A 19846-nucleotide genomic window follows, 5' to 3' on the forward strand; every position below is an offset into this window, starting at 1 on the left:
GCACCGTCCACCGCCCCCCCCCGCACAAACGAAAAGGGGCGGCAGATGCCGCCCCTTCCCGATCTCTCTGGCCAGATGGCCGGGATTACATCATCCCGCCCATGCCGCCCATGCCGCCCATGTCGGGGGCACCGGCGCCAGCGCCTTCCTTGGCCGGCTTGTCGGCGATCATCGCTTCCGTGGTGATCAGCAGACCGGCGACCGAGGCCGCATCCTCAAGCGCGGTGCGCACGACCTTCGCCGGGTCGATGACACCGAACTTGAACATGTCGCCATATTCTTCGGTCTGGGCGTTGAAGCCGAACTTCAGGTCGGTCGATTCGCGCACCTTGCCCGCAACCACCGAACCGTCCACGCCCGCGTTCTGGGCGATCTGGCGCAGCGGCGCTTCCAGCGCCTTGCGGACGATGACGACACCGGCGTCCTGGTCGGCGTTCGCGCCCTTGACACCTTCCAGCGCCTTGCCGGCCTGGATCAGCGCCACGCCGCCGCCGACAACGATGCCTTCCTGAACGGCGGCACGGGTCGCGTTGAGCGCGTCATCGACGCGGTCCTTGCGCTCCTTCACTTCGACTTCGGTCATGCCGCCAACGCGGATGACAGCCACACCGCCGGCGAGCTTCGCCACGCGTTCCTGCAGCTTCTCGCGGTCGTAGTCCGAGGTGGTTTCCTCGATCTGCGCACGGATCTGGGACACGCGGGCCTCGATCTCGGCCTTGTCGCCAGCGCCGTCGACGATGGTGGTGTCATCCTTCTTGATGACGACCTTCTTCGCCGTGCCGAGCATGTCGATCGTGACGTTCTCCAGCTTCATGCCGAGGTCGTCCGAGATCACCTGGCCGCCGGTCAGGATCGCGATGTCCTGCAGCATGGCCTTGCGGCGGTCGCCGAAGCCCGGGGCCTTCACGGCGGCGATCTTCAGGCCGCCACGCAGCTTGTTGACCACGAGGGTCGCCAGCGCTTCGCCTTCGACGTCTTCCGCGATGATCAGCAGCGGCTTCTGCGACTGGATGACGGATTCCAGCAGCGGCACCATCGGCTGCAGCGACGAGAGCTTCTTCTCGTGCAGCAGGATGAGGCAGTCTTCCAGATCCGCGGTCATCTTGTCGGCGTTGGTGACGAAGTAGGGGCTCAGGTAGCCGCGGTCGAACTGCATGCCTTCGACGACCTCGGTCTCGGTCTCCAGGCCCTTGTTCTCCTCGACGGTGATGACACCCTCGTTGCCGACCTTCTGCATCGCGTCGGCGATCTGGCGGCCGATCTCGGTCTCGCCGTTGGCGGAGATGGTGCCGACCTGGGCAACCTCGGCGCTATCGGACACCGGGCGCGCGGCGGCCTTGATCGCTTCCACGACCTTGGCGCAGGCCAGGTCGATGCCGCGCTTCAGGTCCATCGGGTTCATGCCGGCCGCGACCGACTTCATGCCTTCCTTGACGATGGCCTGGGCCAGAACCGTCGCGGTCGTGGTGCCGTCGCCGGCCTCGTCGTTGGTGCGGGAAGCGACTTCCTTCACCATCTGGGCGCCCATGTTCTCGAACTTGTCCGAGAGCTCGACTTCCTTCGCGACGGTCACGCCGTCCTTGGTGATGCGCGGCGCGCCGAAGCTCTTCTCGATCACCACGTTGCGGCCCTTCGGGCCCAGCGTCACCTTCACCGCATCGGCGAGGATGTTGACGCCACGCAGCATGCGCTCGCGGGCATCGGATTCGAATTTGACGTCCTTGGCAGCCATATTGCTGTGCTCCTGGTTGTCGTTAAATTGGGTAAAAGGTCAGCGGCGGTCTCAGGCGATGATGCCGAGAATGTCGCTTTCCTTCATGATCAGCAGTTCGGCCCCGTCGATGGTGACCTCGGTGCCCGACCACTTGCCGAACAGGATGCGGTCACCTGCCTTGACGGCCGGGGCGATCAGTTCGCCCGAATCCTTGCGCGCGCCTTCGCCGACGGAGATGACTTCGCCTTCGGCCGGCTTTTCCTTGGCGGAATCGGGGATGATCAGCCCGCCCTTGGTCTTTTCCTCGCCTTCCACGCGGCGGACGAGCACGCGATCGTGCAGCGGTTTGAATGCCATGGTGAACTCCCTAGGGTCCAAGTTTATCCGTATTAGCACTCACTCCTCGCGAGTGCTAACGCAGCGGATGTAGAGACCGTCCCGGAGCATGTCAACTCCCGCCCGGGTAATTTCCGGGCTGCTCGCGGAAGCCGGCGCACCAGCCCCCGGCGCCCCCGGGCGAAGGGGCGACGGCAGGGGGTGTTTCATCCCTGCCGGGGATTCGCAACCAGACCCCGCGCCCGCGCCCTGTCCCTGCCACCCGCCGCCCGCCCCGCCTGCGCCACAGGAGGGCCTTGGCATCGCCCCGGCGTGCTGGCACCCTCCGCCGACCCGCCCCGACCGGAGCACCGCCAGTGCCGCGCCTTCTCGTCCTGCTGTTCCTGCTCCTCGCCGCCCCCGCCGGCGCGATCGAGGCGGCCTGCCAGGGCCACGACCTCCTCGCCCATGCCAGCGCCGCCGAAAAGGCCGCGCTCGTGGGGGACGTGCCCTATCCCGACGGCAACTTCTGGCAGGCCCGCAAGGGGGCGACCACGATCACGCTCGCCGGGACCTACCACCTCAACGATCCCCGCTTCGACGCCATCGTGCCGAAGCTCGTGCCCTATCTCGATGCCGCCTCCGCACTCCTCGTCGAGGCCGGCCCCGACCAGATGCAGGCGATGAAGGATCATCTGGCCGCCCATCCCGAGATGCTGGTCAACACCAGCGGGCCGACGCTGCCCGAGGCGCTCTCTCCCGCCGAGTGGTCGCGGCTGTCGGCCGAGCTGAAGGCCCGCGGCGTCCCGCCCTTCTTCGCCGCCAAGATGCAGCCCTGGTACGTGGCGGTGCTGATCGGCCTGCCCGCCTGCCACGGGGTGAAGACGGCAGAGATGGGGCTCGACCGCCGGCTGATGGCGAAGGCCGAGGCGGCGCATGTCCCGATCCTGTCGCTGGAACCCTGGCAGACCACGCTCGACGCCTTCGACCGGCTCGGCGAAGCGGGCCAGCTTGCCATGCTGCGCCAGGCGCTGGCGCCGGGAACAAACCAGGACGACCTCAACACCACGATGCTCGACGCCTATTTCCGGGGCGACCGCCAGCTGATGTGGTCGTGGAGCCGCAAGCTTGCCCTCGCCGCCCCGGGCGCAAGCGAGACGGCCAATGCCGCCGATTTCGCCCGGCTTCAGCGGCTCCTTCTCACCGACCGCAACCGCGCCTGGATGAAGCCGCTTCTCGCCGCGGCGAAGGGCAGAACCGTCTTCGTCGCCGTCGGCGCGGCGCATCTGGGGGACCGCGACGGGCTCCTGAACCTGCTGCACGAGCGGGGCTTCACCCTGACCCGGCTGCCGTTCTGAGGCGGCGTTCAGAGGCGGCCTTCCGAGACGAAGGGCCCGCGCGGGGGCGCCGCCCCCGCACCCCCGGAGTATATGCACCTGGAAAAGTCAGGGGCGCAAAGGCGGCGGCGGATGCGCGCGCGGCGCCCGTGACATCCCATGCTGCACCGCCTATAAGGCGCGCGAAAAACAGCCATCCGCACGGAAGCACGCCATGATCAAGGTCTTCGGCCACAAGTCCCCCGACACCGACGCCACCTGCTCGCCCATCGTCTGGGCCTGGTACCTGACCGAGGTGAAGGGCACCCCCGCCCGCCCCGTCCTGCTCGGCGAGCCGAACACCGAGGCCGCCTTCGTGCTGAAGCGCTGCGGCATCGAGAAGCCCGAGATCATCGCCGACGTGGCGGCGGGCGAGGCCTGCGTCGTCGTCGACACCAACAACCCGGCCGAACTGCCGCCCTCGATCAACGAGGCGAACGTGCTGCAGATCATCGACCACCACATGCTGGCCGGCGGGCTGAAGACCAAGGGCCCGATCGACATCACCATCCGCCCGCTCGCCTGCACCGCCACCGTGATGTTCGACCTGATGGGCGCGGATGCCGCTAAGATGCCGGAAAGCATCAAGCGCGCGATGCTCTCCTGCATCCTCTCCGACACGCTGGAATTCCGCTCCCCCACCACCACCGCGCATGACCGCGCCGTGGCCGAGGGGCTGGCGCGCGATCTCGGCGTCTCGATCCCGGCCTATGCCGAGGAGCTCTTCGCCGCCAAGTCCGACGTCTCCGCCTTCTCCGACGCGGCGCTCCTCCGGATGGACTCGAAGGAATACGAGGTCGCGGGCAAGCAGCTCCGCGTCTCGGTGCTGGAGACGACCGCCCCGAAGGTGCTTCTGGACCGCAAGGAAAGCCTGATGGCCTCCATGCCCGCGGTGGCGGCCGAAGACGGCGCCGACCAGGTCCTGCTCTTCATCATCGACATCCTGAAGGAAGAGGCGACGCTGCTGGTCCCGAACGCGCTGGTGAAGGACATCGCCGAGGCGAGCTTCGCCTGCACGGTGACCGGCGACACCGTGGTCCTGCCGGGCATCATGAGCCGCAAGAAACAGATCATTCCCGCGCTGAAGCTCTGACCATGACCCGCATCATCGGAAAGCTCGCCGAAATCTCGGAGGGCTACAGCGCGCTCGTCTGCGACCTCTGGGGGTGCCTGCACAACGGCCACGAACCCTTCCCCGAGGCCGTGGCTGCGCTGCAGTCCTTCCGTGCCACCGGCGGCCGCGTCGCGCTCGTCACCAACGCGCCCCGCCCGGCGGCCAGCGTGATCCGTCAGCTCGACCGAATGGGCGTGCCGCATGACGCCTATGACGTCGTCGTCTCCTCCGGCGACGCCGCGCAGGAGGCGCTGGTCGCCGGCCTCGTCGGCCGCCGCGTCTACCATATCGGCGCGCCTAAGGACGAACCCTTCTTCACCGAGATGACCGAGGGCGCCGAGCGCCTCTCCTCGATCACCCGCGTGCCGATGGACGAGGCCGAGGGCGTCGTCTGCACCGGCCTCGTCGACGACCAGACCGAGACGCCGGAGGCCTACCGCGCCGTGCTCCTAGACGCGAAGACCCGCGGGCTGCCGATGCTCTGCGCCAACCCCGACATCGTCGTTGACTTCGGCGACCGGCGGGCCTGGTGCGCCGGGGCGCTGGCGCGCGATTACGAGGATCTCGGCGGCCGCGCGCTCTATTTCGGCAAGCCCCACGCCCCGATCTACCTGCTGGCGCGGCGCCGGCTGGGCGAGATCCTCGGGCGCGAGCTGAAGGACGACGCGATCCTCGGCATCGGCGACGGCATCGACACCGACATCCGCGGCGGCATCGCCGAGGGGATCGACACGCTCTTCGTCACCGGCGGAATCAACGCCTCCGACTTCGGCCCCGACCCGCGCGCGCCCGATGCCCTGAAGCTCGAACACTGGCTGGCCGAACGCAGCCTCAGCCCGACGGCAGCCATCCCGAAGCTGGCGTAGGCCGGGACGCTCCCCCTTCTTCTTGGCCCAAATACTCCCTTTCGGCCCGAAACAGCGTCGCGCAGCTACGCCGGGCCAGCGCCCGTCCGCCCCGAAGGGCGGGCGCTTCGGGTGAGTCTGCCGCCCCGGCAAAAAGAAGGGGTTATTTTCGCCATAAACGGACAGACACTCCTCGCCGCGAGCGCCCACCCGCGGACAGGCACTGCCCCTCCGCCCCGCCTCTCGTGAATCGCAGAGCATCATTATTATAATTTTGTGCTGCTATATATAATTAAATTACCCTCCCATCTTGCGCGCGCCCCTCCGTCCGCTTATGCTGCACCGCAACATCCCGGAGGGACGCACCCGATGCTCGACAGGCCCAACGACAACCTGCCCCGAGGCACGATCTGCATCGAGGACCTCGAGATCGGCATGACCCGCGCGCTGCAAAAGCGCCTCACCGACCGCGACATCGAACTCTTCGCCGAGATCTCGACCGACCATAACCCGGTCCATCTCGACGACGCCTACGCCCGCGACACGATCTTCGAGGGCCGCATCGCCCACGGCATGCTCACGGCGGGGCTGATCTCCGCCGTCATCGGCGAGCAGCTTCCCGGCCACGGCTCCGTCTACCTCGGCCAGAGCCTGACCTTTCTCGCCCCCGTCCGCCCCGGGGACCTGGTCCGCGCCGAAGTCGAGGTCCTCTCCATCGACCACGCCCGACGCCGGGTCGCCCTTGATTGTCGCTGCCTTGTGGGCGATACGGTCGTGCTGAAGGGCGAGGCGCTGGTGCGGGCGCCAAGCCGGAAATTCGACTGACGGCGGGCCCGCCCGCCCATGGCGGGACGATGCGGATTCTGAAGTCTTGGCAAGGGGTTGACGGGCGCGGTCTGGAACAGGCCGATCGTGGCGCCTCCGTCGCCATGGGCAATTTCGACGGCGTCCACCTCGGCCACCAGGCGGTCATCGGGCTGGCGCGCGACCGGGCCCGCGCGCTCGGCGCCCCGCTCGGCGTCGTCACCTTCGAACCGCACCCGCGCGAATTCTTCGCCCCCGCGGCGCCCCCGTTCCGGCTGATGAACGCCGAGGCGCGCGACCACCGGATGGAAAAGCTCGGCGTCGAACGGCTCTACGAGCTTCCCTTCACCGCGGACCTCGCCGCCATGTCGCCCCGCGCCTTTGCCGAGGACGTCCTCGCCCGCGGCCTCGGCATCTCGCATGTCGTCGTGGGCAGCGATTTCTGCTTCGGCAAGGGCCGCACGGGCACCGCGGCGGACCTCGCCGCCCTCGGGCAGGAGCTGGGCTTCACCACCACCATCGCCGAACTCGTCGGCGACGCGGGGGACGAGATCTCCTCCACCGCGATCCGCGAGGCCCTCTCCGCCGGCCGGCCCGGCGACGCGGCGCGGATGCTCGGCCACTGGCACCGCATCGAGGGCCCGGTGATCCATGGCGAGAAGCGCGGCCGCGACCTCGGCTACCCGACCGCCAACATGGACATCTCCGGCCTCCACCCGCCCCGCTTCGGGGTCTATGCGGTGAAGGTCGACGTGCTCTCCGGCCCGAACATCGGCACCTATGACGGCGCGGCCTCGCTCGGCATCCGCCCGATGTTCGGCGAGAACCTCCCGAACCTCGAAACCTTCCTGCTGGACTTCGCGGGCGACCTCTACGGCGCCGACCTCTCCGTCGCGCTGGTGGAGTTTCTCAGGCCCGAGCTGAAGTTCACCGGACTGCCCGAACTCATCGCGCAGATGGAGGAAGACTGCACCCGCGCCCGCGAGATCCTCGCCGGGGTCTGAGGCCCGCTTGACGCCTGCCCTGGCCGCGAACAATATGGGAACATCTTGGAGGTTCTCATGTCCGACGCCCTCACCTTCGCCCCGCTGACGCCAGACCGCATTCCGGACTGGGAGGCGCTCTTCGGCCCCTCCGGCGCCTGCTACGGCTGCTGGTGCACGCATTACCGCCTCCGCTCCAAGATCCGCCAGGACATGCCGGACGCGGAGCGCCACGCCCTGATGGTCGCCCGCATCCGCTCCGGCCCGCCGCCGGGGCTTCTGGCCTATCGCGGCGCCTCGGCGATCGGCTGGATGCAGATCGGCCCGCGCGCCGACGTACCGGAATGGAACAACCCGCGCCGCGCCACCACGCCCCTGCCCGACGCCCCGGCCGACGATGCCTCGGTCTGGGCCATCTCCTGCTTCTTCTTCGCCCGCCCCGAGCGCGGCCGCGGCCTGAGCCACCCGATGCTCGCCGCCGGCATCGCCCACGCTCGCGCCTCCGGCGCCCGCCTGCTGGAGGCGGCACCGATGGACCAGGCCAGGCAATCGAAATCCATCGGCCTCTACGTCGGCTCCACCCGCGTCTTCGAAAAGGCCGGGTTTCGCGAGGTCGCCCGCCAGAAGCCGGGCCGCCCCCTGATGCGGCTGGAGCTTTAGGCCGAGGAACGGAACGGCGCGCTGCCCCCGCCTTCGCCGCCCCCGGAATATTTGGACCAAGGTGAAAGAAGCACGCGGAGGGGCCTTTTCTTTCCCGCCCCGCCGCGCCACTTTGCCGGCCATGAAAGACCCGATCCCCCGCGACCACCTGCGTCCCCGTTTCTGGGAAAAGCCGCTGACCTCCCTGACCCCCCGCGAATGGGAGGCCCTCTGCGACGGCTGCGGCAAATGCTGCCTGAACAAGCTCGAGGACGAGGAGACCGGCGAGGTCGCCTTCACCCGTCTCGCCTGCCGCCTGCTCGACGGCGAAACCTGCCGCTGCTCCCAGTACGATATCCGCCGGCAGTTCGTGCCGGAATGCGTGTTCCTCACCCCGAAGACGATCAAGGACGTGGCCTACTGGCTGCCGAAGACCTGCGCCTACCGCCTGCGCTGGCGGGACGAGCCGCTGCCGGACTGGCATCCGCTGCTGACCGGCGATCCCGAAAGCGTCCATGCCGCAGGCGAGTCGGTGCGCGGCTGGACGGTGCCGGAATTCGAGGTGCCGGAAGAGGATTGGGAAGACTACGTGATCGAAGGGGAACCCTGAATGTTTTTCATCTCCGACAATGCCTCGGCCGCCGCGCCCGAGGTCATGGCCGCGCTGGCCGCCGCCAATGACGGCCATGCCATGCCCTATGGCGCCGACGCGCTGACCGCGCATGTGCGCAACCGCATCCGCACCCTCTTCGAGGCGCCGGAGGCGGCGGTCTACCTCGTCGCCACCGGCACCGGGGCGAATGCGCTGGCGCTCGGGCTGATGTGCCCGCCCTTCGCCACCGTCTTCTGCCATCACAAGGCCCATATCGCCGTCGACGAATGCGGCGCAGGCGAATTCTACACCGCCGGGGCGAAGCTGGTCCCCACCGGCGAGGCCGACGGCAAGATCTCGCCCGAGGCGCTCGCCCGCACCATCGCCGAGATCGCGCACCCGGACGTGCACCACCTGCGCCCGGGAATGCTGAGCCTGACGAACCTCACCGAGCAGGGCACCGTCTACACCCCGGCCGAGGTCGCGGCCCTGACCGACGTCGCAAAGGCGCGCGGCCTGCCCAGCCACATGGACGGCGCCCGCTTCGCCAACGCGCTGGTCGCCACCGGCGCCACCCCGGCAGAGATGACCTGGAAATCCGGCATCGACGTCCTGAGCTTCGGCGGCACCAAGAACGGGCTGATGGGGGCCGAGGCGGTGGTGATCTTCGATCCCGCCAAGGCGCTGGAGTTCGAGCTGCGGCGGATGCGCGGCGGCCATCTCTTCTCCAAGCACCGCTATCTCGCGGCGCAGATGGCGGCCTATCTGGAGGATGACCTCTGGCTCCGCCTCGCCCGGAACGCCAACGCGATGGGCCAGCGCCTCGCCGCCGCCATCGCGGCAGCCCCCGGTGGCAGGCTCGACCCGCAGCCGGCCGCGAACCTGATGTTCGCGGCCCTGCCCCGCGCGACCCACCGCAAGGTCCGCCAGGCCGGCGCGGCCTATTACATGATGAGCGACGACAGCCTGACCGAGGGCGCGGATGACACGCCCCTGACCGCCCGCTTCGTCGCCTCCTGGTCGACGACCGAGGCCGAGGTGGATCGCTTCGCCGAGCTGATCCGCGGCTGATCGCGGGCCGGGTCCGGCGCGGATCAGGCGGTCAGGAACCGCCCGATCTCGCCCGCGACCTCTGCTACATGGGTGACGGGCAGCATGTGGCCCGCCCCAGCCACCACGGCCCGGCGCGCCTGCGGCAGCCGCGCCGCCAGCGCCGCCGCGATGGCCGGAACGATCGCGGGCGAGGCTCCACCCTCGATCAGCAGCACCGGGCAGGCGAGGCCCTCCAGCCGCCCGGGCGCCAGCAGCCCGCCGCAATCCTCCATCAGCGCCGGGTTGGCCGCCGGGATCAGGTGGATACGCTCCGCAATATAACGGCGCTGGCGCTCGGGCAGGCGCGCCCAGTCCTCTCCCGTCCCCCAGTCTGCGGTGAAAAGCGCCGCCGCGCGCTCAGCCTCGCCCGCTGCAATGGCTTGGGCGAAATCGGTGTGCGCGGTCAGATGCGGGGCGACCTCGGGCGAACCCGCCGCCCGGGCGGCGGCGAAAAGCGTGGGCTCGATCAGCACCAGCCGGCGCACGCGGCCCGGATGGTTCAGCGCCAGCCGCAGCGCCACCACCGCACCGAAGGAATGGCCGATCACGTCGACCCGATCCCCCGGCAGCGCCTGGAGCGCGATCGCTTCCGAGCTTTCCGTCGGATCGGTCCCCGCCACCCAGTCCGGCGCCGTGCCGTGGCCGATCAGGTCGCAGCAGGTCAGCGTGACGCTCTCCGCCAGCGCGGCGCCGATCCCCGCCCATTCCCCGGCATGAGCCAGCGAGCAATGAAGCGCCAGCGCATTCAGCGGCCCATGGCCGTAATGACGCGTGCTCACAGCTTGCCGGCCAGGTGCAGGTCCAGGTCCTCCAGCCGGTCCTGACCCCAGAACCGCTCTTCGCCCACGATGTAGAAGGGCGCGCCGAAGACGCCGCGGTTCACCGCCTCCTCCAGGTTCTTCACATAGGTCTCCGCCCCCAGGAGAAGGCCCGACGACGCCAGCCCCGGATCGAAGCCCGCGCGCGAAAGCACGTCGCGGATCACCTCGTCCTCGGCCACGTCGCGCTCCTCCGCCCAGCAGGCCCGGGTGAACCCATGCACCAGCGCGCCCATGTCGCCGCCGCCAGTCTCCTGCGCCGCGATGATCGCATAGGAGGAGGGCGCCGAGTTCGTCGGGAAGAACGCAGGCTTGAGGTTGATCTCCATCCCCAGCTTCGCCGCCTGGCGCCGCAGCTCCTGCAGCCGGTATTCCTGCCGGCTCTGGTGGCGGTCCTTCGGCGGCGTACCACCGGTGCGCGAAAACAGCGCCGAGATGTCTACCGGCTTGTAGCGCACAGAGGCGCCGTGGCGGGCCGCGATCTCCTCCAGCCGCTCGCCCGCAAGGTAGGTATAGGGCGAGATGGTGGAGAAAAAGTAATCGATTTGCTTCATTTGCGCGCGCGCTCCACTGCCTCTGTTTGCAAGACCGTAGCCCGGTGCTAAGCGGTGTCAACGTTACGAATCCGTCATGCGACCTCTGCCAAGGACCCCGATATGGCTGCCATGAGCGAACCGAAGCTGATCTCCGGAAACGCGAACAAACCCCTTGCCCAGGCGATCGCGCGCCGGATGTCGATGCACCGCGGCATGTCCGTCGACCTCGTCGACGCACGGGTCGAGCGTTTCAACGACCAGGAGATCTTCGTCGAAGTCTTCGAGAACGTCCGCGGCGAGGACATGTTCATCATCCAGTCGACCTCGAACCCGGCGAACGACAACCTTATGGAACTCCTGATCATGACCGATGCGCTGCGCCGCTCCTCGGCCTCGCGCATCACCGCCGTGATCCCCTATTTCGGCTACGCACGGCAGGACCGCCGCACCAAGGCGCGCACGCCGATCTCCTCCAAGCTGGTGGCGAACCTCATCACCCAGGCCGGGATCGAGCGGGTGCTGACCCTCGACCTGCACGCCGCCCAGATCCAGGGCTTCTTCGACATCCCGGTCGACAACCTCTACGCCGCCCCGGTCTTCGCGCTGGATATCGAACACCACTTCAAGGGCCAGCTTCAGGGTGTCACCGTGGTCTCGCCGGATGTCGGCGGCGTCGGCCGGGCGCGCGAGCTCGCCCAGCGGATCGGCTGCGGCCTCGCCATCGTCGACAAGCGCCGCGTGCGCCCCGGCGAAGTGGCCGAGATGACGGTGATCGGCGACGTGCAGGGCCAGACCTGCATCATCGTCGACGACATCTGCGACACCGCCGGCACTCTGGTGAAGGCGGCGGACCTGCTGATCAGCACCGGCGCGAAGGAGGTCCACGCCTATATCACCCACGGCGTCCTCTCCGGCCCGGCGGTGGAACGGGTGACCAATTCCAAGCTGAAGAGCCTGGTGATCACCGACTCGATCGGCCAGCCCGAGCCGGTGAAGCGCGCGCCCAACATCCGCATCGTGCCGACCGCGCCGATGTTCGCCCAGGCGATCCTGAACATCTGGAACGGCACCTCCGTCTCCTCGCTCTTCGAGGTCGACACGCTGGTTCCGATCTACGAGGGCATGTACTCCCGCCAGTAACCGGCCCGGACGTGCCGAAGCCGCAGGAACCGGGTCGTGACAGCGGCGCAGCGGGGCTAGATTGGGGGCAAAGGAGCCCCCAGATGCCCGAAGACATGACCGCCGGACGCCCCGGCCCCGCCAATATCGGCACCGATACCGACAGCCCCGCCTACCACTACCGCGTCATCGGCCGCGCGCTGGAAGAGATCGACGCCGGCGGCGCCCAGCTTTCGCTGGACGAGCTGGCCTCCCGCATGGGCATGAGCCCGGCGCATTTCCAGCGCGTCTTCAGCCGCTGGGTCGGCGTCTCGCCTAAGCGCTACCAGCAATACCTGACGCTGGACCTCGCCCGCCGGATGCTGGCCGAGCGTCACACGGTGCTCGAGACCGCGCTGGAGGCCGGCCTCTCCGGCACCGGCCGCCTGCACGACCTGTTTCTCCGCTGGGAGGCGATGAGCCCCGGCGATTACGCCCGCGGCGGCGCGGGGCTGACGATCTTCTGGGGCTGGTTCGAAAGCCCCTTCGGCCCGGCGCTGGTAATGGGAACGGAGAAGGGCATCTGCGGCATTGGCTTCGCGGCGGAGACCGGGGCCGAGGCGGCGATGGCCGACCTCCTCGCCCGCTGGCCCCGCGCCGATTTCGTCGAGGATCCCACCCGCCTCGCCCCCTGGGCGCTCGCCGCCTTCGGCGCGGACGCGGCCGATCCGGTGCCGCTCTACCTCATCGGCGCGCCGTTCCAGATCAAGGTCTGGGAGGCGCTGCTGCGGGTTCCCACCGGCCATGTGACCACCTATACCGACATCGCCCGCGCCGTCGGCCACCCGACCGCGCAGCGCGCCGTGGGCACCGCCGTGGGCCGCAACCCGATCAGCTTCCTGATCCCCTGCCACCGCGCGCTCAGAACCACGGGCGCCCTCGGCGGCTACCACTGGGGCCTGCCCGTCAAGCGCGCGATCCTGGCCTGGGAGGCGGCCCGCGCCGGCCTCTGACGCCGCGGCGCCGCGAGACGTGAACACACCACGCGCCGCCCGGCCCCGGCACGGTCTGGCAGGGCTGCCCCCACTCCGGTATAACGCCCGAAAGCCCCGGAAGGGGGCGATCGAGACGAGCGGAGCTGCACCTGATGAAATCTGCCTTCCTCCTGGCCGCCGCGGGGGCGCTCGCCCTCTCCGGCTGCATGTCGAACAACGGCGCCTACAACCCGAACGCCAATGCCGAGACCGGCGCAATGGCGGGCGCGGTCGTGGGCGGGCTCGCGGGCGCCCTTTCGGGCGGGCACAGCAAGCTCGGCAACGCCGCGCTCGGCGCGGTGGCGGGCGGGGTGGTGGGCGCCATCGCCGGTGGCACGCTCGACCATCAGGCGCGCGAGCTGCGCTCCTCCCTCGGCAGCAACGCCACCGTGCAGAACACCGGCAGCGAGCTGGTGGTGACCCTGCCCGAGGACATCCTCTTCGCGACCGACAGCACGGCGGTCCGCCCGGGCCTGCAGCGCGAGCTGGGCAAGCTGGCCCAGAACCTGAACAACAACCCCGACAGCAAGATCACCATCGTCGGCCATACCGACAACACCGGCCCGGCCGCGCACAACCAGACCCTCTCCTTCCGCCGCGCCCAGGCGGTCGAGGGCATCCTGATGGACGACGGCGTCCGCCCCGACCGGCTGCTGGCCTATGGCAAGGGCGAAAGCGACCCCGTCGCGACCAATCTGACGGCCGCGGGCCGGGCCCAGAACCGCCGGGTGGAGATCCACATCCACCCGCTGAATCAGGGCTGATCGGTCCCGGGCCCGCTTTCGGTGGATTGACCTCTGCGGGTCCGGTCATATGATCTGACCAATTCGAGGTCGGACATGCCGTTTCAGAGAGTCATGCCAGAGAAACTTTCCGCCGCAGTCGTCCGGCAGATCGAGCTGCTGATCCTGCGCGGCGTGCTGCGCCCGGGCGACCGCCTGCCCTCGGAGCGCGCGCTCTCCGACCAGCTCGGCGTCTCCCGCCCCTCCCTGCGCGAGGCGGTGGCGGAGTTGGAGGAGCATGGCCTCCTCGCCGCCCGGCCCGGCGCCGGGATCTACGTGGCCGAGGTTCTCGGCTCCGCCTTCTCGCCCGCCCTGGTCGAACTCTTCGCCCAGCATGACGAGGCGGTCTTCGACTACATCGACTTCCGCCGCGACATGGAGGGCCTCGCCGCCGAACGCGCGGCGACGCTGGGTTCCGAGACCGACCTGAAGGTGGTGGCCAGCGTCTTCGCCAAGATGGAGGCCGCCCACCAGAAGCGCAGCACGGCCGAGGAGGCCCGGCTGGACGCCGAGTTCCACATGGCGATCATCGAGGCCAGCCACAACGTCATCATGCTGCACATGATGCGCTCGATGTTCGATCTCCTGCGCGAGGGCGTCTTCTACAACCGCCAGGTCATGTTCAAGCAGCGCACCACGCGGCTGGCCCTTCTCGACCAGCACCGCGCGATCAACGAGGGCGTCCAGAGCCGCGACCCCGCCGCCGCCCGCGCCGCGGTGCAGGCCCACCTGGACTTCGTCGCAGGCGCCCTGCAGGCCCAGCAGAAGGCGATGCGGAACGAGGACGTCGCCCGCCAGCGCTACGAGCACGAAAAGGCAAGGTAGCCTCTGCATGGAGCAGGGCCAGCGCCCGTCCGCGGGTGGGCGCTGACAGCGGCCGAGATCTGTCCGTTTATGGCGTAAAGAACCCTTCGGTTGGCCGGGTCGTGGCCCCGCCCGAAACGCGGCACGCAGGGCCGCCGGGCAGCGCCCGACCGCCCCCCGGGCGGGCGCTTCTTCACCCTCGCGGCGGGGAATGATGAAGGGAGATCTCCACCATAAACGGACAGACCGAAGCCGGGGCAGGCGCCCCCCCGCGGTCGGGCCCTGCCCTCCGCCGCGCCAGATCCCCCCCCCATAACGAAAAGACCCGGCCGCCTGGGCCGGGTCCCTCCAATCCGTCTTGGCGTGCTGCGCGTCAGTTCAGCCGGGCGCCCACATCCGCGATCGAATCCTCGATCAGCTTGTTCGCCGCCGTCGCCGACATCTGCCCGCTCAGCACATCCGCCGCCGCGGCAACCGCCACGGCCACGGCCCGGTCCTTCACCTCGCGCAGGGCCGCCTTCTCGGCAGAGCCGATCTGCTCCTCCGCCGCGGCCAGCCGCCGCGCGATGGAGGCCTTCAGATCCGCCTTCGCCTGCTCGGCGGCCTGCTCGGCCTCCTCGCGGGCCTGGGCGACGATGCGCTCGGCCTGGGCCTCGACTTCCTTCTGCTTGCGCTCGTAGGACGCCAGGATCGCCTGGGCCTCCTCGCGCAGCATCCGGGCTTCGTCCAGGTCCACCCGGATCTGCTGGGCCCGCTTGTCGAGCATGCCGCCCAGCATCCCCGGCACCTTCAGGTAGATCAGCGCGCCGACGAAGATCAGGAAGGCGATCAGCACGATGAAGGGCGGGTTGGCCAGCGAGAAGAAGGCGTGATGCTCCTCCGCCGCCATCGCCGGGCCCGCCACCAGGGCCGCCGCCACGCTCAGGATCGACAGTTTCTTCATCGCCTCACCCCTTCAGCCGGCTGTCCACGGCCGCCTTGATCGCCGCCGCATCGGCGGTCCCGCCGAGCGCGGCGACGATATCGCCGGCAGTTTCATGCGCGACCTCGGTGACAGCCGCCACCGCCTGGTCGCGGATCTCGCCGATCCGCTTCTCCGACTCCGCCGACTTCGCGGCGATCTCGCGATCGGCCACGGCCGTCGCCGCATCCAGGTCCTTCTGGATCGCGGCCCGGGTCTCGCCGACGATGCGCAGCGCCTCGGCCCGGGCATCGGCCAGGGCCTGGTTGTAGGCGGCTTCCGCGCTGACGGCCTTCGCCTTCAGCTCTTCGGCCGCAGCGATGTCGCGCTCGATCGTATTCTTGCGCTCGGACAGGATCCCGCCGATGCGCGGCAGGGCCAGCTTCGAGACGATCAGGAACACCAGCACGAGCGCCACCGCCAGCCAGAAGATCTGGTTGGCATAGGTGGAGAAGTCGAGCTGCGGCATCCCGCCCTTCGACGCGGCTTCCGCGGCGGCCCCTGCCGCCGCCTGAACGGCCTCTGTTGCCATCACTTCCTCCGTGGGGATCGAGTTCCGGCCGGGTCACCCGGCCGAGAGATCGCTCGCCTCAGAGCGCGAACATCAGCAGAAGCGCGACCAGGAACGAGAAGATGCCGAAGGCTTCCGAGAAGGCGATACCGATGAAGAGCATCGCGGTCTGGCCCGGGGCCGCCGACGGGTTGCGCAGCGCGCCCGACAGGAAGTTGCCGATGATAACACCCACGCCGATGGCGGCGCCGCCCATGCCGACGCAGGCGAGGCCCGCACCGATGTAAGCGCCCATGGTCACGAGATTGCCGGTCATTTCAGGTTCTCCTTGGGATTGGAAATTCTGGGAAAGGGATAGGGATCAGTGGCCCGGATGCAGCGCATCCTTGAGGTAGACCACGGTGAGGATGGTGAAGACGTAGGCCTGCACGAAGGCCACGATGATCTCCAGCGCATACATGCCGGCGATGGCGAGCACCGAAACCGGCGAGATCAGCGCCACCACGGCGAAGCCCGCGAAGACCTCGAACACCGCGTGGCCGGCCATCATGTTGCCGCCAAGTCGGATCGAGTGGCTGACGGGCCGCACGAAGTAGGACAGAAGCTCGATCACCGCCAGAACCGGGCGCAGCGGCGCGGGCGCCGCGCTTACCCAGAAAAGCTTCAGGAACCCGCCGCCGTGGCGGATGAAGCCGGTGATGGTGACGGTCAGGAACACCGCGATCGCCATCACCCCGGTGATCGCGAACTGCGCCATCACCGAGAAGCTGAACGGGATCAGCGCCAGGAAGTTGCAGGTGACGATGAACATGAAGATCGTCACGATATAGGGGAAGAAGGCCATGCCGTCCTTGCCGGCCACGTCCTCGATCATGTCGCGCACGAAGTTGTAGGCCAGCTCGCCCACCGACTGCATCCGCCCCGGGACCATCGCCCGCGCCGAGGTGCCCAGCACCAGAAGCGAGAAGATCACCAGAACCGCGATCGCCATCCACAGCGTCTGGTTGGTCACCGTGTACCAATGCAGCGTGTGCCCGCCGAACAGCGGGTGGATGGTGAACTGCTCCATCGGATGGATCTGCACGCCGCCGGAAGATGCGTCAGCCACTCTCGTCCCCTTCGTCCCCGGCCACGGCATTCTCCGCGGCCTTTTTCGACATGTCCCGGGCGGTTCCGAGCATGACGTTCACGCCTGCCCCGAAGCCCAGCAATGTAAACAGCACCAGGAATACGGGCATTGTGCCGAACAGCCAGTCCAGCCCCCATCCGATGCCGAAACCGATCAGAAGACCGGTCACAAGCTCGACGATCATCTGCCAGGCAACGCCCGCCTGGCTGATCCCCTGCGCCTGTCTGCGCCGCCGGGGCCGGAAGCTTTTCTTGGCCTTGGCGATCCGCTGGTCGAGCCGCCTGAGCCGCTCGTCGTCATCCGGTTCCGCCATGGCCTGGGCCCCCTCGGACAGTCGGGCGGAACCTACGGTGAGGCCCCGCGCGAGTCAAGCAGTCACGAAGCCGCGAGATTTTCGCGCAACAGCATGATATCACGCCACAATCCCGTCCGCTTGCGCGAATGCCGCAGCCCCGCGGCCCGCCCGCGATATTCAACCGCACGGTTGACGATCCCGCGCCTTGGGGCGAAAATCGCGGCCATGAGCACCCCGCCCCCCGCCGCCCTCGACCGCGCCTTCGCCGCCCTCGCCGACCCGACCCGGCGGGCGATCCTGACGCTGCTGCTGGAAGACGACATGGCGGTGACCGACGTGGCAGAGCCCTTCGAGATGTCGCTCGCCGCCATCTCCAAGCATCTCGCCGTGCTGGCGGAGGCCGGGCTGATCAGCCAGGAAAAGCGCGGCCGCGTCAAATGGTGCAAGCTGGAACCCGACGCGCTCCGCCCCGCCTCGATCTGGATGCAGGGCTTCGGGCAGTTCGAGCCGGTGAACCTCGACGCCTTCGAACGCTTCCTGGCGACGGAACTGGCCGAGCTGCCGCCCGAGGCGCCCTGACCCCGCGCCCGGCCCCGCCGCCCGAGGCGCCCGGTCCCTGCCCTCAATCCTCCTTCAGCAGGATGAGAAGCGCCAGCGCCGTCAGCCCCACGCCCACCGCCACCATTCCCGGCGGGTGGCCGTGGCCCAGCGCGATCTGCCACAGCATCACCCAGGACGGCACCAGGTAGGTGTAGGCCATCACCTTCGCCGAGGGCAGGACCATGGTGGCATATTGCAGCAGCACGAAGGTCACCGCGCTCGCGAACACCGCGAGGTAGAGAAGCGCCACCCAGACCACCGTCGGCAGCGCCAGCCAGGGCGTCGCGCGCAGCGCCGGCCAGCCGAAGCCGCCCAGCACCAGCGTGCCGGCCACCAGCATGCCGAAGGTGAAGACCACCGGCGCCTCGCCCCGGTTCAGCTTGCGCACCATCGGCGTGTAAAGCGCATGAAAGCTGCAGCCGAAGAGATAGATCGCCTCGCCCCGGCCAAGGTGAAAGGCCGCGGCGGCGGAAAGATCGCCCCGAAAGATCACCCAGAGCGCGCCGAAGGCCCCCATCGCCAGCGCAAGGCCCATCCGCCGCGTCGTCACCTGCCGCAGAAGCAGCCATCCGAAGACCGCCGACATCACCGGCGTCAGCGTGAAGATCGCCGCGGCAGAGACCGGCGGCGCCGTCTTAAGCCCGTAGAACATCAGCACGAAATACCCGGCGAAGAGCCCGCCCAGCACCAGGTAGCGCCAGGGCGCGCGCGCCGCCTCGCGCGGCAGCCCGGTCGTCGCCAGCGCCACCACCCCGATCACCACCCCCGCGATGACGAAGCGCGCCGCCGACAGCGCCTCTGGCGCGATCAGGTTCGCCGCCATCGAGCCGAGCGAGAACGACCCGCCGAGGATGGCCGAGAAGGCCAGCATCGCCAGATGCCCGCGCCCCGCCGGGCTGAGGCCGGAAAGGCTCACCCCGCGCGCCAGGATCTGGCCTGCTCCTTGAGATAGGCGAGGAAGCTCTGCACCTTGATCGTGCGGTGCAGGTCGACATGGGTGACGAGCCACAGCTCCACCTCCCACTCCCGCCGCGGCGGCAGCACCTGGACAAGGCCCTTTCGCCGCGCGGCCTCGGCCACCTGCAGGAAGCCCAGCCCCGCGCCCGCCGCCACCGCCGCGATGATGGCGCGGGATTCGCTGGCGTGGAAGATCACCGCCTCCGGCGGCACCGTCTTGGCCAGCCAGCGGTTGAATGGCGCCCGGCTGGCGTCGCTCGCCGGGCCGACGAAATGGTGGCCGGCCAGCGCCGCCTCGTCGGCGGGCAGGCCCCGCCGGGCGATGTAGTCCTCCGATCCGTAAAGCGCGAACGCCTGGCGCAGGAAGGGCTGGACGACGTTATCGGGCTCGTCCGGCGCCTGGCCCGCGCGGATCGCCACATGCGCCTCGCCATATTCCAGCCGGAACACCCGCGCGTCGGTCAGGTAGCGCACCGTCAGCCCCGGATGCGCCGCCTGGAAAGAGGCCAGCACCGGCGCGATCAGCGGCGCAAGGTCCGGCAGCGAGGTCACAAGAAGCTCTCCCGTCACCGCCTGCTCGCGGCCCCGGCTGCGGGCGACGAACTGCGCCAGCTCGTCCTCCGTCGCATGGCCCACGGCCAGCAGGTCCTGCCCCGCCTCGGTCGGCGTGTAGCCGCGGCTGTGGCGCTGGAAGAGCTTCACGCCCAGCCGCTTCTCCAGCGCGTCGATGTGGCGGATGACCGTGGCGTGATGCACCCCCAGCACCTCTGAGGCGGCAGAGACCGTCCCCAGCCGGGCGACCTGATAAGCGGTCCGGATCTCGTCCCAGCTGTCCAAGGAAACCATT

Annotated in this window: 25 protein-coding genes; 13 read left to right on the top strand and 12 right to left on the bottom strand. The window is 69.1% G+C overall.

Going from position 1 to position 19846, the window contains the following annotated elements:
• Positions 1 to 85 precede the first annotated feature (85 nt).
• Together groL and EIP85_RS07600 are read right to left on the bottom strand one after the other, a co-directional pair.
• The gene (gene groL / locus EIP85_RS07595; RefSeq protein ID WP_127901572.1) at positions 86 to 1732 is read right to left on the bottom strand and encodes a chaperonin GroEL; all 1647 of its coding nucleotides are present in this window, start codon (positions 1730 to 1732) and stop codon (positions 86 to 88) included.
• A 51-nt stretch (positions 1733 to 1783) separates the two neighbouring features.
• Positions 1784 to 2071, bottom strand: a complete 288-nt coding sequence (locus tag EIP85_RS07600) for a co-chaperone GroES (protein ID WP_127901573.1) — start codon at positions 2069 to 2071, stop codon at positions 1784 to 1786.
• A 335-nt stretch (positions 2072 to 2406) separates the two neighbouring features.
• On the opposite strand from EIP85_RS07600, the gene EIP85_RS07605 reads away from it, so the two are divergent.
• From EIP85_RS07605 to EIP85_RS07640, 8 genes are all read left to right on the top strand, one after another.
• Positions 2407 to 3387: a TraB/GumN family protein gene (locus EIP85_RS07605; RefSeq protein ID WP_164871666.1), complete on the top strand. Its 981-nt coding sequence runs from the start codon at positions 2407 to 2409 to the stop codon at positions 3385 to 3387.
• A gap of 193 nt (positions 3388 to 3580) precedes the next feature.
• Entirely contained in the window at positions 3581 to 4498 is a 918-nt protein-coding gene (locus tag EIP85_RS07610; RefSeq protein WP_127901575.1) for a manganese-dependent inorganic pyrophosphatase, read from the top strand.
• Positions 4499 to 4500: 2 nt separating this feature from the next.
• Positions 4501 to 5385 (top strand): TIGR01459 family HAD-type hydrolase, encoded by an 885-nt coding sequence (locus EIP85_RS07615; protein ID WP_127901576.1) that lies wholly within the window; start codon positions 4501 to 4503, stop codon positions 5383 to 5385.
• A 348-nt stretch (positions 5386 to 5733) separates the two neighbouring features.
• Complete coding sequence (locus EIP85_RS07620) at positions 5734 to 6189, top strand: MaoC family dehydratase (protein ID WP_127901577.1); 456 nt, start codon at positions 5734 to 5736, stop codon at positions 6187 to 6189.
• 29 nt (positions 6190 to 6218) lie between these two features.
• A complete protein-coding gene (locus EIP85_RS07625; RefSeq protein WP_127901578.1) occupies positions 6219 to 7172 on the top strand; it encodes a bifunctional riboflavin kinase/FAD synthetase in 954 nt (317 codons plus the stop codon).
• Between the two features lie 57 nt (positions 7173 to 7229).
• Positions 7230 to 7811: a GNAT family N-acetyltransferase gene (locus tag EIP85_RS07630; protein ID WP_127901579.1), complete on the top strand. Its 582-nt coding sequence runs from the start codon at positions 7230 to 7232 to the stop codon at positions 7809 to 7811.
• A gap of 121 nt (positions 7812 to 7932) precedes the next feature.
• Complete coding sequence (locus EIP85_RS07635) at positions 7933 to 8400, top strand: YcgN family cysteine cluster protein (protein WP_127901580.1); 468 nt, start codon at positions 7933 to 7935, stop codon at positions 8398 to 8400.
• The gene (locus EIP85_RS07640; RefSeq protein WP_127901581.1) at positions 8401 to 9453 is read left to right on the top strand and encodes a threonine aldolase family protein; all 1053 of its coding nucleotides are present in this window, start codon (positions 8401 to 8403) and stop codon (positions 9451 to 9453) included.
• A gap of 23 nt (positions 9454 to 9476) precedes the next feature.
• Here EIP85_RS07640 and EIP85_RS07645 read toward each other — a convergent pair whose 3' ends face one another.
• Entirely contained in the window at positions 9477 to 10253 is a 777-nt protein-coding gene (locus EIP85_RS07645) for an alpha/beta fold hydrolase (protein WP_127901582.1), read from the bottom strand.
• The gene (locus EIP85_RS07650; RefSeq protein ID WP_127901583.1) at positions 10250 to 10846 is read right to left on the bottom strand and encodes a 2-hydroxychromene-2-carboxylate isomerase; all 597 of its coding nucleotides are present in this window, start codon (positions 10844 to 10846) and stop codon (positions 10250 to 10252) included. The genes EIP85_RS07645 and EIP85_RS07650 overlap by 4 nt, the downstream gene beginning before the upstream one ends.
• A gap of 102 nt (positions 10847 to 10948) precedes the next feature.
• Here EIP85_RS07650 and EIP85_RS07655 point away from each other — a divergent pair, with 102 nt between their 5' ends.
• The 4 genes from EIP85_RS07655 to EIP85_RS07670 all read left to right on the top strand — a co-directional run bounded on the left by EIP85_RS07655 (position 10949) and on the right by EIP85_RS07670 (position 14567).
• The gene (locus EIP85_RS07655; RefSeq protein WP_127901584.1) at positions 10949 to 11968 is read left to right on the top strand and encodes a ribose-phosphate pyrophosphokinase; all 1020 of its coding nucleotides are present in this window, start codon (positions 10949 to 10951) and stop codon (positions 11966 to 11968) included.
• 95 nt (positions 11969 to 12063) lie between these two features.
• Positions 12064 to 12939, top strand: a complete 876-nt coding sequence (locus EIP85_RS07660) for a methylated-DNA--[protein]-cysteine S-methyltransferase (RefSeq protein WP_127901635.1) — start codon at positions 12064 to 12066, stop codon at positions 12937 to 12939.
• A 134-nt stretch (positions 12940 to 13073) separates the two neighbouring features.
• The gene (locus tag EIP85_RS07665) at positions 13074 to 13724 is read left to right on the top strand and encodes a YiaD family glycine zipper/OmpA-like lipoprotein (RefSeq protein ID WP_338325341.1); all 651 of its coding nucleotides are present in this window, start codon (positions 13074 to 13076) and stop codon (positions 13722 to 13724) included.
• Positions 13725 to 13799: 75 nt separating this feature from the next.
• Positions 13800 to 14567, top strand: a complete 768-nt coding sequence (locus EIP85_RS07670) for a FadR/GntR family transcriptional regulator (RefSeq protein WP_127901586.1) — start codon at positions 13800 to 13802, stop codon at positions 14565 to 14567.
• A 352-nt stretch (positions 14568 to 14919) separates the two neighbouring features.
• On the opposite strand, the gene EIP85_RS07675 is transcribed toward EIP85_RS07670, so the two are convergent.
• The 6 genes from EIP85_RS07675 to EIP85_RS22750 form a co-directional block, all read right to left on the bottom strand.
• Positions 14920 to 15489 (bottom strand): F0F1 ATP synthase subunit B, encoded by a 570-nt coding sequence (locus EIP85_RS07675; protein WP_127901587.1) that lies wholly within the window; start codon positions 15487 to 15489, stop codon positions 14920 to 14922.
• Positions 15490 to 15493: 4 nt separating this feature from the next.
• Positions 15494 to 16039, bottom strand: coding sequence for a F0F1 ATP synthase subunit B' (locus tag EIP85_RS07680; RefSeq protein ID WP_127901588.1), 546 nt, complete (start codon positions 16037 to 16039; stop codon positions 15494 to 15496).
• Positions 16040 to 16097: 58 nt separating this feature from the next.
• On the bottom strand, positions 16098 to 16334 hold the full coding sequence (locus EIP85_RS07685; RefSeq protein WP_127901589.1) for a F0F1 ATP synthase subunit C: 237 nt from the start codon (positions 16332 to 16334) through the stop codon (positions 16098 to 16100).
• 45 nt (positions 16335 to 16379) lie between these two features.
• A complete protein-coding gene (locus EIP85_RS07690; RefSeq protein WP_127901590.1) occupies positions 16380 to 17156 on the bottom strand; it encodes a F0F1 ATP synthase subunit A in 777 nt (258 codons plus the stop codon).
• Positions 17119 to 17460, bottom strand: a complete 342-nt coding sequence (locus EIP85_RS07695; protein ID WP_127901591.1) for an AtpZ/AtpI family protein — start codon at positions 17458 to 17460, stop codon at positions 17119 to 17121. The genes EIP85_RS07690 and EIP85_RS07695 overlap by 38 nt, the downstream gene beginning before the upstream one ends.
• A 62-nt stretch (positions 17461 to 17522) precedes the next feature.
• Positions 17523 to 17669: a hypothetical protein gene (locus EIP85_RS22750; protein WP_164871667.1), complete on the bottom strand. Its 147-nt coding sequence runs from the start codon at positions 17667 to 17669 to the stop codon at positions 17523 to 17525.
• Between EIP85_RS22750 and EIP85_RS07700 the strand changes: the two genes are divergently transcribed.
• On the top strand, positions 17668 to 18021 hold the full coding sequence (locus tag EIP85_RS07700) for an ArsR/SmtB family transcription factor (protein WP_127901592.1): 354 nt from the start codon (positions 17668 to 17670) through the stop codon (positions 18019 to 18021). The genes EIP85_RS22750 and EIP85_RS07700 overlap by 2 nt on opposite strands.
• 43 nt (positions 18022 to 18064) lie before the next feature.
• On the opposite strand, the gene EIP85_RS07705 is transcribed toward EIP85_RS07700, so the two are convergent.
• Together EIP85_RS07705 and EIP85_RS07710 are read right to left on the bottom strand one after the other, a co-directional pair.
• Positions 18065 to 18958, bottom strand: a complete 894-nt coding sequence (locus tag EIP85_RS07705) for a DMT family transporter (protein ID WP_277749290.1) — start codon at positions 18956 to 18958, stop codon at positions 18065 to 18067.
• Complete coding sequence (locus EIP85_RS07710; protein WP_127901637.1) at positions 18955 to 19836, bottom strand: LysR family transcriptional regulator; 882 nt, start codon at positions 19834 to 19836, stop codon at positions 18955 to 18957. Before EIP85_RS07710 ends, EIP85_RS07705 begins: the two co-directional genes overlap by 4 nt.
• Between the last annotated feature and the right edge of the window lie 10 nt (positions 19837 to 19846).

The organism is Solirhodobacter olei (genome assembly GCF_004010155.1).
GTDB lineage: Bacteria > Pseudomonadota > Alphaproteobacteria > Rhodobacterales > Rhodobacteraceae > Solirhodobacter > Solirhodobacter olei.

Bases quoted from the DNA above. Each gene is read 5' to 3' on its own strand.
- EIP85_RS07615 (WP_127901576.1), top strand. From the start codon at position 4,501: ATGACCCGCATCATCGGAAAGCTCGCCGAAATCTCGGAGGGCTACAGC.
- EIP85_RS07625 (WP_127901578.1), top strand. From the start codon at position 6,219: ATGCGGATTCTGAAGTCTTGGCAAGGGGTTGACGGGCGCGGTCTGGAA.
- EIP85_RS07690 (WP_127901590.1), bottom strand. From the start codon at position 17,156: ATGCCGTGGCCGGGGACGAAGGGGACGAGAGTGGCTGACGCATCTTCC.
- EIP85_RS07620 (WP_127901577.1), top strand. From the start codon at position 5,734: ATGCTCGACAGGCCCAACGACAACCTGCCCCGAGGCACGATCTGCATC.
- EIP85_RS22750 (WP_164871667.1), bottom strand. From the start codon at position 17,669: ATGGCCGCGATTTTCGCCCCAAGGCGCGGGATCGTCAACCGTGCGGTT.
- EIP85_RS07630 (WP_127901579.1), top strand. From the start codon at position 7,230: ATGTCCGACGCCCTCACCTTCGCCCCGCTGACGCCAGACCGCATTCCG.
- EIP85_RS07675 (WP_127901587.1), bottom strand. From the start codon at position 15,489: ATGAAGAAACTGTCGATCCTGAGCGTGGCGGCGGCCCTGGTGGCGGGC.
- EIP85_RS07670 (WP_127901586.1), top strand. From the start codon at position 13,800: ATGCCGTTTCAGAGAGTCATGCCAGAGAAACTTTCCGCCGCAGTCGTC.
- EIP85_RS07640 (WP_127901581.1), top strand. From the start codon at position 8,401: ATGTTTTTCATCTCCGACAATGCCTCGGCCGCCGCGCCCGAGGTCATG.
- EIP85_RS07680 (WP_127901588.1), bottom strand. From the start codon at position 16,039: ATGGCAACAGAGGCCGTTCAGGCGGCGGCAGGGGCCGCCGCGGAAGCC.
- EIP85_RS07600 (WP_127901573.1), bottom strand. From the start codon at position 2,071: ATGGCATTCAAACCGCTGCACGATCGCGTGCTCGTCCGCCGCGTGGAA.
- EIP85_RS07695 (WP_127901591.1), bottom strand. From the start codon at position 17,460: ATGGCGGAACCGGATGACGACGAGCGGCTCAGGCGGCTCGACCAGCGG.
- EIP85_RS07610 (WP_127901575.1), top strand. From the start codon at position 3,581: ATGATCAAGGTCTTCGGCCACAAGTCCCCCGACACCGACGCCACCTGC.
- EIP85_RS07635 (WP_127901580.1), top strand. From the start codon at position 7,933: ATGAAAGACCCGATCCCCCGCGACCACCTGCGTCCCCGTTTCTGGGAA.
- EIP85_RS07665 (WP_338325341.1), top strand. From the start codon at position 13,074: ATGAAATCTGCCTTCCTCCTGGCCGCCGCGGGGGCGCTCGCCCTCTCC.
- EIP85_RS07685 (WP_127901589.1), bottom strand. From the start codon at position 16,334: ATGACCGGCAATCTCGTGACCATGGGCGCTTACATCGGTGCGGGCCTC.
- EIP85_RS07700 (WP_127901592.1), top strand. From the start codon at position 17,668: ATGAGCACCCCGCCCCCCGCCGCCCTCGACCGCGCCTTCGCCGCCCTC.
- EIP85_RS07655 (WP_127901584.1), top strand. From the start codon at position 10,949: ATGGCTGCCATGAGCGAACCGAAGCTGATCTCCGGAAACGCGAACAAA.
- groL (WP_127901572.1), bottom strand. From the start codon at position 1,732: ATGGCTGCCAAGGACGTCAAATTCGAATCCGATGCCCGCGAGCGCATG.
- EIP85_RS07650 (WP_127901583.1), bottom strand. From the start codon at position 10,846: ATGAAGCAAATCGATTACTTTTTCTCCACCATCTCGCCCTATACCTAC.
- EIP85_RS07660 (WP_127901635.1), top strand. From the start codon at position 12,064: ATGACCGCCGGACGCCCCGGCCCCGCCAATATCGGCACCGATACCGAC.